This is a genomic window from Arthrobacter sp. TMP15 (genome assembly GCF_039529835.1).
GTDB lineage: Bacteria > Actinomycetota > Actinomycetes > Actinomycetales > Micrococcaceae > Specibacter.
The window spans coordinates 1,177,165-1,190,784 of the sequence record NZ_CP154262.1; the positions used below are offsets into that span (position 1 = coordinate 1,177,165).

The 13,620-nt window shown below is 57.5% G+C and carries 9 protein-coding genes and 2 tRNA genes; 7 read left to right on the forward strand and 4 right to left on the reverse strand.

Annotation, left to right across the window (positions count from 1 at the left end):
* The first annotated feature begins 343 nt into the window (after nt 1-343).
* Nucleotides 344-1,702, forward strand: coding sequence for a magnesium transporter (gene mgtE, locus AAFM46_RS05125; protein ID WP_343319931.1), 1,359 nt, complete (start codon nt 344-346; stop codon nt 1,700-1,702).
* 138 nt (nt 1,703-1,840) lie between these two features.
* Here the strand turns inward: mgtE and AAFM46_RS05130 are convergent, their stop codons facing one another.
* The 3 genes from AAFM46_RS05130 to AAFM46_RS05140 all read right to left on the reverse strand — a co-directional run bounded on the left by AAFM46_RS05130 (nt 1,841) and on the right by AAFM46_RS05140 (nt 5,611).
* Nucleotides 1,841-2,413 (reverse strand): TetR/AcrR family transcriptional regulator, encoded by a 573-nt coding sequence (locus tag AAFM46_RS05130; RefSeq protein ID WP_283531178.1) that lies wholly within the window; start codon nt 2,411-2,413, stop codon nt 1,841-1,843.
* A gap of 64 nt (nt 2,414-2,477) precedes the next feature.
* The gene (locus tag AAFM46_RS05135; RefSeq protein ID WP_343319933.1) at nt 2,478-4,826 is read right to left on the reverse strand and encodes a YhgE/Pip domain-containing protein; all 2,349 of its coding nucleotides are present in this window, start codon (nt 4,824-4,826) and stop codon (nt 2,478-2,480) included.
* Nucleotides 4,826-5,611 carry an ATP-binding cassette domain-containing protein gene (locus AAFM46_RS05140; RefSeq protein ID WP_343319934.1) on the reverse strand — a complete coding sequence of 262 codons (786 nt, stop codon included), beginning with the start codon at nt 5,609-5,611 and terminating at the stop codon, nt 4,826-4,828. The genes AAFM46_RS05135 and AAFM46_RS05140 overlap by 1 nt, the downstream gene beginning before the upstream one ends.
* A gap of 266 nt (nt 5,612-5,877) precedes the next feature.
* Here AAFM46_RS05140 and dusB point away from each other — a divergent pair, with 266 nt between their 5' ends.
* From dusB to AAFM46_RS05165, 5 genes are all read left to right on the forward strand, one after another.
* Nucleotides 5,878-7,059 carry a tRNA dihydrouridine synthase DusB gene (gene dusB, locus AAFM46_RS05145; protein WP_283531175.1) on the forward strand — a complete coding sequence of 394 codons (1,182 nt, stop codon included), beginning with the start codon at nt 5,878-5,880 and terminating at the stop codon, nt 7,057-7,059.
* 252 nt (nt 7,060-7,311) lie between these two features.
* On the forward strand, nt 7,312-8,586 hold the full coding sequence (locus AAFM46_RS05150) for a deoxyguanosinetriphosphate triphosphohydrolase (protein WP_343319935.1): 1,275 nt from the start codon (nt 7,312-7,314) through the stop codon (nt 8,584-8,586).
* A 202-nt stretch (nt 8,587-8,788) separates the two neighbouring features.
* Complete coding sequence (gene dnaG, locus AAFM46_RS05155) at nt 8,789-10,816, forward strand: DNA primase (protein WP_343319936.1); 2,028 nt, start codon at nt 8,789-8,791, stop codon at nt 10,814-10,816.
* 62 nt (nt 10,817-10,878) lie between these two features.
* Nucleotides 10,879-10,954 (forward strand) — tRNA-Asn (locus AAFM46_RS05160).
* Nucleotides 10,955-11,070: 116 nt separating this feature from the next.
* A tRNA-Asn gene (locus AAFM46_RS05165) sits at nt 11,071-11,143 on the forward strand.
* Between the two features lie 95 nt (nt 11,144-11,238).
* On the opposite strand, the gene AAFM46_RS05170 is transcribed toward AAFM46_RS05165, so the two are convergent.
* Nucleotides 11,239-12,459 (reverse strand): multidrug effflux MFS transporter, encoded by a 1,221-nt coding sequence (locus tag AAFM46_RS05170; RefSeq protein WP_343319937.1) that lies wholly within the window; start codon nt 12,457-12,459, stop codon nt 11,239-11,241.
* Nucleotides 12,460-12,780: 321 nt separating this feature from the next.
* Between AAFM46_RS05170 and AAFM46_RS05175 the strand changes: the two genes are divergently transcribed.
* Nucleotides 12,781-13,620, forward strand: a complete 840-nt coding sequence (locus tag AAFM46_RS05175; RefSeq protein WP_283531171.1) for a phage holin family protein — start codon at nt 12,781-12,783, stop codon at nt 13,618-13,620.

Consider the following 13,620-nt stretch of genomic DNA (forward strand, 5'->3'; position numbering starts at 1 on the left):
CGGGGCATTAGATAGTTGGAGGTGAGCCGGACTCATGGATGACGGACAAAGTCGATCTACCACACCGCCCGAGCCTCGCTTTCGCCAGTGGGAAAAAGCCCCTCATAATCCTTAAACATCGTGATGACCCACGGTAATTTTTCGTGTTCTAGGTCATTGCTGAGAAGGTGCACGAGTTAACTGAACTACTAGTTCAGTGGGTAGTCCCTCTAGGCCATGGGTTCTTGCGGTAGCAGCCTCAGCGCACCACACCACCACACAATTCTTTGCAGACGTCCTTTCAGCGCGCCGCGGTTTCCGCTGAGGCTAGAGAACGGATGCACTCACCGGAGGGAACCGGACAATGATTAAATACCCCGTCCAGACGTTTGACGACAGCGCCGATCTGCTCAGCCGTGCCTTGGGCGCCCATGACCTGGCCGCCGTCTCGCAGGCGTTGTTGCCGTTGAACGTCAACGAGACACTGGATCAGTTGGAACGGCTAAACACCGTGGAGCGGGCAGTGGCCTACCGTACCCTACCCAAGGGCCGTGCGATCGAGATTTTTGAGCGCCTTGACGCCGCGCTTCAGGCAGATTTAGTAGCCGGGCTCCAGGAAGCGGACGTTGCTGAAGTTTTCGCCAAGCTGAGCCCGGATGACCGTGTGGCGTTGATCGATGAACTCCCGGCATCGGTTGCCAACCGGCTAATTTTAGGGCTGGATGAGAGGCAACGTGCACTGACAAGCACAGTGCTTGGCTACGCGCAGGGAGCCGTTGGGCGCTACATGTCACCTGAATTTGTGACAACGCACCCGCAACTGAACATCCGCGAAACCTTTGCCCGGGTACGCTCGCATCTCGATGACGCTGAAAGTGTCTACACCATTCCTGTCACCGACACCGGCCGGCACCTGGTTGGTGTGCTCTCCCTGCGTGACGTTTTACGGGCCGATGACTCGGCGCTTGTAGCGGAAATCATGAAGAAGCCCTTGAGCTTCCCCGCCACGCAAAGCGCCGAAGAAGCCGCACGTTACTGCGCCGATGCCAAGGTCCTGGTGCTGCCCATTGTTGACGCCGAGGACCGTCTAGTGGGCATTCTGACAGTGGATGACGCCCTGCAGATCCTTGAGGATGCAGAAACCGAAGATGCGGCCCGCTCCGGTGGCACCGAACCGTTGCGCCGCCCATATTTGGCCACCCCGGTCTCTAATATTGTCCGCGCCAGGGTGGTGTGGCTTCTGGTGCTGGCGGTGGGTGCCACGCTGACGGTGCAGGTCATAGGCGCCTTTGAAGCGACTCTTGAACAACAGGTTGTGCTCTCACTGTTTATCCCTTTGCTGATAGGGACCGGCGGTAACACCGGCAACCAGGCGGCCACAACCATTACGCGTGCACTGGCGTTGGGCGATGTCCGTCCCCGGGATTTCCTGAAAGTCTTTGCCCGCGAGGTGCGTGTGGGGGCGTTCCTGGGACTGCTGCTCGGCTCCTTGGGCTTTGCGATCGCCTCATTGGTGTTCACTGTGCCGATGGGCTTGGTCATTGGGCTGACGTTGTTGGGTGTGTGCACCATGGCCGCTAGCATCGGCGGGTTGATGCCGCTGCTAGGCAAGGCTGTCAGGGCCGATCCGGCAGTGTTTTCCAACCCGTTCATTTCCACGTTTGTCGATGCGGCCGGGTTGATCATTTACTTCCTGATCGCCACCAGCATCCTCGGGCTGTAGAGGAGAACTTCCGCTCTAAAAAAGTACGACGGCGGTTTCCCCCACCTTCCATAGGGAAGGCCGAGGGAACCGCCGCCGTTTTTTAGATGCCGTTTTCTAGATTCTGAGCGCTATGTCAACGATGTGGGTGAGCCGGGATTATTCCGCCAGCTGGCCTGAGAACAGGAACAAGATGGCGGCAGATACTTCGTCGGCGGGAGTGTCCGAGCTAAAAAGTAGCCATTCCAGCCCGCTCACCAGCGTGGCCCCAAAAATACCGCCAGCCATCAGCAACCTGCTGCCCTCGGAAGTTCCCGGTGGGACTAAGGGGAGCAAGGCAGCACCAATCTCTGTTACTGCCTCTCGACGCAGCACCGAGACGGCATCCTGCCATGCCCTGTCGGTGCGAAAAATTTCTGCCGCCATCATTTTTGCCAGGGGCCGATTCTCTGCGATCAACATCAGCATGTCCGTGACCATGGCGTCAATGGCGCCAAAGCCGGTGCTCGATTGACGGGCCTGACGCAGTGTCTGGGAAAGCGAACTGACACCGGTTGTCAGCAACTCCTCAAAAAGTTTGTCTTTGGATGAGAAGTTGTAATAGACACTGCCCTTGGCCACCCCGGCCCGCTCAGCCACCTGGTCCATGGTGGTGCCGGATATCCCGTGCAGCGCACCGAGCTCCAACGCGGCAGCCAAAATGGCTTGTTTGGTGGCTGAGATGCGGGGCACGGGATTCCTTTGTTTCTAGGGATAAGACATATATGAGGGTAACGAATCAGTGCTGCAGGGCAGCTTACATTTCCAGTTCGGGATGCAAACGCTCAATGGTGAAGACACGCTGGCGCCCCGCACTGAACGCGCTGATGGCGATGGAGGCAATCGTCAAAATAGCGAGGAATGCTACTGACACCCACAAACGGGAGTCTATTCCACCAGTCATCAACTCTCTAAGTCCACTCACCACATAGGTGGCTGGCATGTAAGGGTGCAAGGCTTGGAAGAACACTGGTGTGGTTTCCACAGGGTAGGTTCCACCAGATGAACTGAGCTGCAACATCAACAGCACAAGGCTAAGGACCCGCCCTGCCGCAGTGCCAAAGACAATGATGAACATTTGCTGCAACGCCAGGAACGCCACCGTTGTCAGGTAGATGAACGCCGCCATGGCCACAGGGTAAACGGGCTGCATATCAAGTCCCCACAACAGCACAGCCACCATGATCAGCACCTGGCCCAAACCAATGGCAAGGGCAGGCAGCAGGCCGGTCATGGCCGAGCGCAGACCACTGGCTCCGGCTGCAAGAGCACGCGTGGGCAGCGCACGCAGGAGGAGCCAAGAAATCAAGGCACCCACAAAAGTCGCCAAGGCGATGAAGAAGGGGGCAAAGCCTTCACCAAAGCTCTTTGACTGGTTTGACCATTGTGCATTGACGGCCACGGGTGTTGCTAGAACTTCTGATTTTTGGGACAGCAGGTGCTTCGAGTCGTTCGGGACGGCTTTGGAACCCTCGTCAAGTTTAGTGCTTAGCTCGTGGCTTCCCGTGGATAATTTTTCAGCTCCAGTTGATAATTGTGTACCACCTGCAAGGAGCTTTCCGGTTCCGTCCGCCAGCTCAGAGCTGCCGCCGCTGAGGGTTCCGGCGCCGGTGGCTAAAGCCGCGGCGCCATCTTTGGCGGTGTTGGCGCCGGCAGATAGTTGGGCTGCCCCGCCGGATAGTTCTGAGGCGCCCGCTGCTAGTTCCGTTGAGCCTGCAACGGCAGTGTGTGTGCCTTGCGACAGGGTGGCTGTTCCGCTTTCCAGGGCGGCGGCGCCGGTTGAGAGTTTGCTGGCGCCGTCAGCGGCTGCCGTGACCCCACCCGTCAACGAGGTGACCCCGGTGGAAACACCCCCAGCCCCCACCGCCAGCTTGGCGGCACCGCTGGCAAGAGGAATGAGCCCCTTAGTGGAAAGGTGGTTCGCGCCAGCAGCAAGCTGGTTTGTGCCCGCTGCCAGCGGTGAGACACCTTTGAGCTGCAGTTGCTGCAAACTCTCAACCAGTGCGCTCGCCGGGGTTCCGGCAGGCAGATTTTGAGCTGTTTCAATCAGTTTGGCCAGTTGGGCTTCGGCGGCAGTGGCGCCATGAGCGAGGTCCCCGGCGCTGGTGGCCAACGTTGCTGCTGAAGAGGAAATGCTCGCCGCACTTTCGGAGAGGGTACCTGCGCTTGAGGAAAGAGTTACCGCACCCGCATCAAGTTTCTGTGCCTGCGGGATCGAGTTAGCCAGCGAGGTTGCTAGCTCTGAGGTGCCGGCAGCAAGGGTGCTGCTGCCGGTATGCAGAGCGGTGGCACCGGTATCAAGCTTGCCGATCCCCGATGCGAGGGAGCCTGCCCCGGTGGATAAAGCAGTGGCGCCGTTATTGAGGGAACCGGCACCTCCGGCCAAAGTATCAATACCGGTTGAGAGGTTTGTGGCACCGTCTGCCAGCGCGAAGGCACCATCTTTGAGAGTTACCGACCCGGCCGCCAAATCATTCATGCCAACCACAAGTTTGCCGGCACCGTCCTTGGCACTGTCGATGCCCTCGGTGACCTGGGCGGAACCTTCCGCTGCGGCACGCAATCCGGCACCGGCGTCGTGCAAACCAACAAGGAGAGCGGAGGACGTCTTTTGGCCGAGCTGTTCTGAGACTGCGTCACGGACCTGGGTCATGGCTTGTTTGCCCAACACGCTGGAGAGGAAATTGTTGGAGTCGTTGAACTGAACATCCAGCCTGGTTTGGGCGGGTGTGTCAGTACCCACCGAGACGGCCGTTTCGGAGAAGTTCGCGGGGATCGTCAGGGCGAAGTAATAGGTGCCATCGTCCACCCCGTCGGCCGCGGCCGCTGCATCGGTCTGCTCCCATTTCATGTCCATTCCGGCCATCAGCTTGGTAGCCAGGTCATCGCCGGCATGGACAGCCTCATCGCCGTTAGTGGCGCCCACATCCTGATTCACCAGGGCCACGGGCAGATCATTCATGTGTTTGTCAGGGGCCTGGAACGCCCAAAGGTAAAGAGCGCCGTAAATGAGCGGGATGAAGAGCATCACGGCCACGGCAATTTTAGGCATCTTGCCTCGCTTGAAGCGGCTCAATTCAGTGCCGGAGGATAAGAAGGCAAACATTAGATAATCTCCTCGATCAATTCATGCTGTTCTGTGGCTGTTTCGCTAGGTGTATCTGTATCTGTATTTGTGTCTGTGTCTGTAAAGGCGTGCGCTACGGGCTCGATCTCTGCCGGAGGTTCCTGATCGTTGAGATCCACGATGTGCGGCTGGATGTCCAAGGCCTCCCACAGCCCAACATCGAGGCTGGAAGCGGAGACAACCACGGTGGTTTTTCCGGCAGCGAGCCAGGCCAGCCTGTCCCAGATGATCGCCCGAGATTCGGTGCCGCGGATCTGCTCCACATCATCGACAAATAAAAACTCTGGTTTGGCCATCATGGCTAGGGAGATCCTCAGCAGCATTTTTTGTGTGTCAGTTAGATCCCAGATGACTGTAGTGGCGGCCGGGATGGCTTCGGGGCCAAAAACCGGGGCGGCGATCCGGGCCACATCGGCATCGGTGAGCTTGCGTACCAGTGACCACCACGGAGATAACCACGCGCGGCGTTCGCGCAATGCGGCGCCAACTGTGACGGATTCTTCGAGGCCGTCAATGCCAGTGAAACCGGCTACTGCGCTGATCTTTTGAACGGCACGGAGGTTGCGGGGGAGTTCCTCTCCGCCCACGGTGAGGGTTCCGGCGTCGTGCTTCATGCGGCCAGCAAGGGTGAGGAGTAAGGAGGTGCGTCCGGTGCCGGCATCGCCGCGGAGGACGTTCAGGCCGCTGTCCAAGCTAAAGGTCAGCGGCCCGTAAACAGGGCCGCGGCCTGCTGACAGCGCTAGGTGGTTGGCGTGGATCTGCACAGTGGTTCCTTTTCTGGGGAAGATGATGGGTTTCGAAGCTGGTGGAACAACACTTAGTTGGTTCCCAGCGTCAGCGGCACTTTCAAGGGGCCACAAACTACCACTTCGATTCTTTGTACTGACCAGTCAGTTTAGCAGTCTTTTGCGCTGCTTTTTTACGGTCCTGACCAGATTTTGTGCGTGACTTTGTTCACTGGGGTACGGAAGGAGCTAGGAAAAATGAGGAGGGTTAGGTTTAATTTGGTGGGATTTGAGAGAATTATCCGGTGACTGTTACTGATATCCCCACCAGCGAAACAAAAATCGATCTGCCGCCTTTGAAACTTGGCAACATCACAGTGGAAACACCTGTGGTGCTTGCCCCCATGGCTGGCATTACGAACACGGCGTTCCGCAGACTCTGCCGTGAACATGGTGGCGGCGTTTTCGTTTCAGAAATGGTGACCTCCCGTGCGTTGGTGGAGCGCACGCCGGAATCGATGCGTTTGATCAGCCACGACGAGGATGAGGCAATCCGCTCGGTTCAGCTTTACGGCGTGGACCCGGAAACTGTGGGCCAGGCCGTACGCATGCTGGTGGAGGAAGACCACGCGGATCATATCGACTTGAATTTTGGCTGCCCGGTGGCCAAGGTGACCCGGCGTGGCGGCGGTGCAGCACTGCCGTGGAAGCTTGACCTGTTCACCTCCATAGTTCAGACAGCTGTCCGTGAAGCCGCCAAGGGTGGGCTGCCGTTGACTATCAAAATGCGTAAAGGTATTGACCAGGACCACCTCACTTACCTGGAGGCGGGCCGCATTGCCCGTGACGCCGGTGTGGCCGCGGTTGCACTGCATGGGCGCACGGCCAGCCAGTTTTATTCCGGTAAGGCGGATTGGGATGCCATTGCGCGTCTGCGTGAAGCGCTCCCGGATGTGCCGGTGCTTGGCAACGGAGATATTTGGAGTGCCGAGGACGCTATTGCCATGGTTCGTCAAACAGGTGTTGATGGCGTGGTTGTTGGCCGTGGCTGTCAGGGACGCCCGTGGCTTTTTGGTGATTTGATGGCTGCTTTTGAGGGCAGCGATGCCCGCCACAAGCCGGGGATGGCTGAGGTTTCGGCAGCCGTTTACCGCCATGCTGAGCTGTTAGTGGATACCTTTGACGATGAAAATAAGGCTCTGCGTGATATCCGTAAACATATGGCCTGGTACTTCAAGGGGTATGTGGTGGGTGGCGACCTTCGGGCCAAGCTCTCTACCGTGCCAACCTTAGAAGTTCTGCGCGGACTGTTGGATCAGTTGGATATGACCGAGGAGTACCCTGGCGTGGATGCCGAGGGCCCCCGCGGCCGTGCCGGTACACCCAAACGCACGGCACTTCCAGCTGGTTGGCTGGAACACAGGACCCTGAGCGGTTCACAAAAAGTAGAAATTGCAGGAGCTGAGCTGGACGTCTCCGGCGGCTGACGCTCGCTCACTCCACGTTGTGTTTACCGTGACGCTCGCTCACTCCACGTTATGTTTACCCTGACGCTCGCTCACTCCACTACCTGGGACATGCCATTGATCTCACGGAATCAGTAAGATCCCCCACGTACCTGAACACCATTGTCCTGGCAGACTAACTACTTCTGACCTCAGTGCCGGTATGGGCAGTGATCGGCGCAGCTAGTGGGCAACGTCCCCGGAGTGCCCAGTGTTGGCCCTAAACTTAGGGACATGTCCACCGAAATGCAGCCAGTGTACTTGCCCCATGACCAACAGCGTTGGGTTCAAGAGGCAGTGAAATCCAGTTTCCGCACAGTGTTTGAACGGGACAGGGCCAGGGTGCTGCATTCCTCGGCGTTGCGTCGCTTGGGTGCCAAGACCCAGGTTGTTGCCCCAGACACCGATGATTTTGTGCGCACCCGGCTCACCCACAGCCTTGAGGTGGCCCAGATTGGCCGGGAATTGGGAAGAACACTGGGTTGCGACCCTGACGTGGTTGATACTGCCTGCCTGGCTCACGATCTTGGCCACCCGCCCTTTGGGCACAACGGCGAGTCTGTCCTGAATGACCTCTCGCACACCATCGGTGGCTTCGAAGGCAACGCCCAGACCCTTCGCCTTCTGACTCGGCTGGAATCAAAAGTTCTCACGGCTGACGGCGGCTCGGCCGGTCTGAACCTGACCCGCGCTTCCTTGGATGCATCCTCGAAATACCCGTGGCTTGCCCAGAACGCACCCTTGATTGATGGCCTGCGGACCAGCAAATTTGGTGCTTACACCGACGATCTTCCAGTGTTTGAGTGGCTGCGTGAGGGAGCTCCTGCGGGGAAAACCTGCATTGAAGCGCAAGTAATGGACTTGGCAGACGATATTTCCTATTCGGTTCATGATGTGGAGGATGCCATTGTTGCCGGGCATGTGCAGCTGAAGTGGCTGGCAAATGCGGACCAGCGCAATAGGGTTTTGGGCTACACCCAGCAGTGGTATTTGCCTGCGGTCAGCACGGCTGAGATCGATGCTGCCCTGCAGCGTTTGGAGGCCACTGATGTGTGGGTCCGCCACGCTGACGGGAGCCGGCGGTCCATGGCCGCGCTGAAGGATATGACCAGTCAGCTGATCGGGCGTTTTTGCCAGAGCGCTGTGGGGGCAACCCAGGGAATCTATGGAACCGGCCGGCTGGCGAGGTACGCCGCTGATGTTATTCTTCCTCATGAGACCCTGTTGGAAATTGCTGTCATGAAGGGCTTGGCAACCACATTCGTCATGACAACAGACCATCGTCAGCCCATCTACCAGCGTCAGCAGGACGTGCTCAGCGAGTTGGTTGCGGTGCTTAGCGCTACCGGGGACGCACATTTGGAAACCATGTTCGCCGCCGATTGGAGGGACGCGGACGACGACGATTCCCGCCTTCGCGTTGTCATCGATCAGATTGCTTCCCTCACCGATGTATCGGCACTGGCGCTGCACGAACGACTCGTGGGAACCGAGCGCACGTTGCTTTAATATTCTCACCTCAGGCTTGTACGGCTCCGCCTGGATTGTGGTGAAGGGGCGCTGCTGGAAAGTACCGGCAGCCTGCCCGCCTCGTGTGGGCAGCTATCCTGCTGTGCCAGTGATTCCCCACGATTTGCCACTTGCTGTGGTGTTCTCCACAAGCGCATGCTGATGTGGGGGCGCAACAAAATATGTCACGTAAACTGGCCGGGTGGCCGGGCTAATTAAACGAGAAGACATTGACGAGGTGCGCACGCGCACCGATCTCAAGGAAATTGTTGACGCCTATGTCACATTAAAATCCGCTGGGATTGGCTCCTACAAGGGGTTGTGCCCGTTTCATGATGAGCGTAGCCCGTCCTTCCACGTACGCCCCCAGATGGGGTATTTCCATTGTTTTGGCTGCCAAGAGAGCGGCGATGTTATTTCCTTCATTCAGAAGATGGACCATATTTCATTTTCTGAAGCCGTTGAGAAGTTGGCCGGTCGCATCAGTTATGAATTACGTTACGAGGATGGCGGTACAGGTCCACGCCGCGAGGACATTGGCCGGCGCCAGCGCTTGCTTGATGCGCACAAGATTGCAGGAGAGTTTTTTCGTGAGCAGCTACTGACACCGGCAGGGGCAACAGGACGAACATTCCTCTCTGAACGTGGTTTTGATCGTGAAGCTGCCGAACGGTTCGGTGTGGGTTTCGCCCCGCAAGGGTGGGAAACGCTGCTTAAGTACCTCACGGGTAAAGGCTTCACGCAGGAAGAGCTGAAACTAACGGGCATGTTCTCTGAAGGTAACCGAGGGATCTATGACAGGTTCCGGGGCCGGCTCATGTGGCCCATCCGGGACATCGCAGGGGACACCGTGGGCTTTGGTGCCCGCAAGCTCTTTGACGATGACCAGGGTCCAAAATATCTCAACACTCCAGAAACTACCCTCTACAAAAAATCCCAAGTGCTTTACGGCATTGACTTAGCCAAGCGAAGTATCGCCGCCAAGCGGCAGCTTGTGGTTGTTGAGGGTTACACGGATGTCATGGCCTGTCACCTGGCGGGGGTTCAGACAGCTGTGGCCACGTGCGGAACCGCGTTTGGCACTGACCATATCAAGATCGCCAGACGGCTGCTTTCCGACGACGGCACCGGTGGCGAAGTGGTGTTCACTTTCGACGGCGACGCGGCCGGGCAAAAGGCTGCGCTCAAAGCGTTTGATGAGGACCAGCGTTTCGTAGCTCAGACGTTTGTGGCTGTTGAAGCCTCAGGTGCTGACCCTTGCGAACTACGTCAACATAAGGGCGATGAGGCTGTCCATGCCCTGATTCGATCCCGCAGACCGTTGTTTGAATTTGCCATCCGGTCCACGTTGGCGAAATTTGATCTGAGCACTGTTGAAGGCCGCGTAAGTGGCCTGCGGGAGTCCGCCCCAGTGGTGGCCGCCATTCGTGACGGTTCCACCCGAATGGGCTACAGCCAGGAACTGGCTGGATGGCTCGGGCTGGCTGACCCCAACGAGGTATTGCGTGCTGTCAAGAGTGCCGAACGCAAGCTGCACAGCCAGCCCGACGCCAAGGGGCACCGCCATGGCCAATCACAGCACCAGGGTCAGTCGTCACAGGGCCAAGGGCAGCGTCAGGCCTACGAACAGAGCCATAGGGTCGTTGGGCAGCAGGATGGACACCAGCAGGGTCAGTCTGGCCAAGGTTCCTTCGGCTCTGCCGCGACAAACTCTGAGAGCGAAGCGGCGGGGTCGCAAGAGGCTCGGCCAACATTTACGCGCCCGGATCCTCGTGACCCGCAAAGCCGGATGGAGCGGGAAGCGCTGGAAGTTGTTTTGCAACACCCGGGACTCCTATCTGCCGGCAACTGGCAGCATTTTTCAGCCACTGAGTTCGTTATTCCCGCATACCGTGCCATCCAGCTGGGCATTGCGCTGGCGGGGGAGTCTGCGGTGGCTTCCTCTCAGTGGCTTGAGGCTGTGCGTGCGAACGTTCCAGTGGAACTAGAGTCCTTGGTGGCCGAGCTCGCCCTGAGTCCCCTGCCTGCCACGCGTGAGGACACTTTGATGAGGTACTGCCGCGATATTTTACGCAGATTATTTGAACTGCAGATCACGCGTTTGAAAGAGGAACGGCTGGGAGCTTTGCAACGCATGGATCCGGCCGTGGATCCGGAGAACTACCAGCTTTTGCAACGCGAACTCATGGAGTTGGAAACAGCACGCAGGCAGCTTCGCGGAGACGGGTAGGCGGAGAGGGGAGCTCCGATTTCACAACCGGCCAAGCCTTTGTTATTGTTGTTCCTGCACGATCCCCTATAGCTCAATTGGCAGAGCGTTCGACTGTTAATCGAAAGGTTCCTGGTTCAAGTCCAGGTGGGGGAGCCAAGGCGATATTGTCTCCGGTCACATTGTGAGCCGGAGACAATTATTGTGTTGGATGTGCTGGAAAAATAGTTGGTGAATTCAGCTGTAATTTGCTGCTACGATTCAAGCTGCTTCATTCCCCTATAGCTCAATTGGCAGAGCGTTCGACTGTTAATCGAAAGGTTCCTGGTTCAAGTCCAGGTGGGGGAGCTTTAGCATAAAGAACCCCCGCACTCCTGAGAGTGTGGGGGTTCTTTCTTGCCTCAAATTCCAGAACCTGTTGGGACTGGGGTGCAGTAGAGGTGCTAGATCGCGGGGACTGTGCGTGGGCGGACGATGAACCACAGCGAAGCCATGGCCAGCAAAATAGCGATTCCCATGATCAACGCCATAGGGGTTGCGGTTTTTACTCCGACCAGCCCAACAACAGGTGTAATCAGCCCGGCAAAACCAAAGTTAACAGCACCCAGCAGTGAGGCAGCGGTGCCGGCCTGCCTACCGTTACGCACCAAGGCTAGGACTTGGACGGAGGGGAACATGAAGCCGGTGGCACAGATGAAGAACCACAACGGCACAATCACACCCCACAAACCAAAGTGCAGTTGATCAAAAAGGACCATGGCCGCTGCTGCTAGCACCTGGGCCACAGTGGCCCATGCGATCACCCACTGAGGTCCAGTGCGGCGCATGATGCGAGCCGCCAACTGCACGCCGGAGACGACGCCCAGAGAATTTACGGCAAACAGAAACCCGTACTGCTGAGGGGAAAACTGGTAGGTGACTTGAAAAAGGAACGTGGATGCTGAGAGGTAAGTGAACAATGCAGCGAAGTTCAGCCCACCCACTAAGAGTGTGCCAACAAATATTCTGTCGCTGAGCACCGTCTTATAGCGGCCGGCGACACTTACGCCGTCGAACTTTCGCTTTTCAGGCGGGAGAGTTTCGATGATGAAGAAGAACGCGGCAATAACCACCAGGGCGGCATAGGCGGCCAAGAACCAGAAGATGCCGGGCCAGTCCATGATGCCCAGTAGCTGTGAGCCAATCACCGGGGCGAGAATCGGGGCCATGCCATTGACAAGGGCCATGCGGGAGAGCATCCGGACCAGTTGGTAGCCGCCAAAGAGGTCACGAATCATTGCCATGGCTACCACTGCGCCACCGGCTGCACCTATTCCCTGCAACACACGGAATAGTCCCAACATGGTGATGTCGGTGGACATGGCGGCCCCTACGGAGGCGCCCACATGCACCACAGTGGCCAGAATCAGGGGCATACGTCGACCAAATTTGTCGCTAAAAGGCCCCACCACCAGCTGCCCAACAGCGAAGCCGATCGTGGTGGCCGTCAGGGTCAGCTGCACGGCGGCAGCACTGACACCAAACTCTTGGCCAATGATCGGGAAGGCAGGCAGATACAAATCGATCGTGAAGGGCCCCAAAGCCGTAAGGAGCCCCAAAACCAAAATATAGATCAATTTTTGGCGGCGGGACAGGGCATCGCCTGGATGCGCGGTGGTGGTCAAAACGAGAGTCCTCAAGAAAGTTTAGAACGTGTGGGTGCAGACCAGTGCGAAGAAAGGACTAACACATGGTTAATGCTATGCGTATTTATGCCTCGGGATTGACGACGCCGGAAGCCAGTTTCGCTGCCCCGAAACCATCAACACCAGTGAATGCTTTACTATTCCGCAACAATGCCCCGGCAAGGCAGCGCCCACAGCGGGGCGGATGGATGGTAATTTTGACATTACAGCGGTGCCACTGAGAGGTGGTGCTACAAACATTTCGGGTTCGTGCGGGTATTCAAATAGACACCGTGAACCCTCACTATGGAGGCGGTCTCAGTGACGGACTGGCAAAAAGACATGCATGGCTTTGTGGATGACAAACCGAAGACTAGTGGATCGGCTCTGGTCGAAGCAGTTAAAACTGCTTCCCGGCTGGTCCCTCGCCAGCTTAACGATGAGATTTCGTTGGTCAAGCTGGAACTGGAACACAAAAAATCCCGTGTGAGCGGGGTGGCCATATCGGCAGGCTTAGTCTTGGTCTTCGCGGTCCTATTGGTCATTGCTTTGGTAGTTGCTGCAATTGCAGGGCTGGCGACCATCATGCCGCTGTGGCTGTCAGCATTGCTGGTCAGTGCTGCGTTGCTGCTGATCATGGCTATTAGCGGGCTAATTGGCTACAAGAAGTTTAAGGGGTTGCTGCCACTGATTCCCGAGCATGCTTGGCGAGGGGTACGCCATGATCTGGGCATCTTGAAAGAGGGCCGCGACTTTGATCCAACCACCCTTGACCCTGAACCTCTGACCAAGGAGGAAAAGAAGGTTCGCAAAGTGGAAGCCGAGGAAGCCAAAGCCAAGGACGCTGCAGAGCGTGCTGCAAAGGAAGCCGAGCATGGCCCCAAAGCCAACACAACTGAGCTTCTCAAACGCACCACCGCACGCCGTGAGCACCTGTTGGACCTGCGTGAAGAGCTCCTGGCTGAGGCAGATGTTAAGAAGCAGACTACGTACCTGGTAGATACCGCTAAACACAAGGCGAAAGAGTCGGTGAACATGGCTGCATCCGGAGCCGTGGGCGAGGCGGTTGGCACAGTGAAAGAGCGCTGGAAGCCGCTGAGTGTTTTCGCCGTCTCAGCCACCGCTTGTTTGGTGTTGCTGCGAAAGTTGACGAAGAAATAA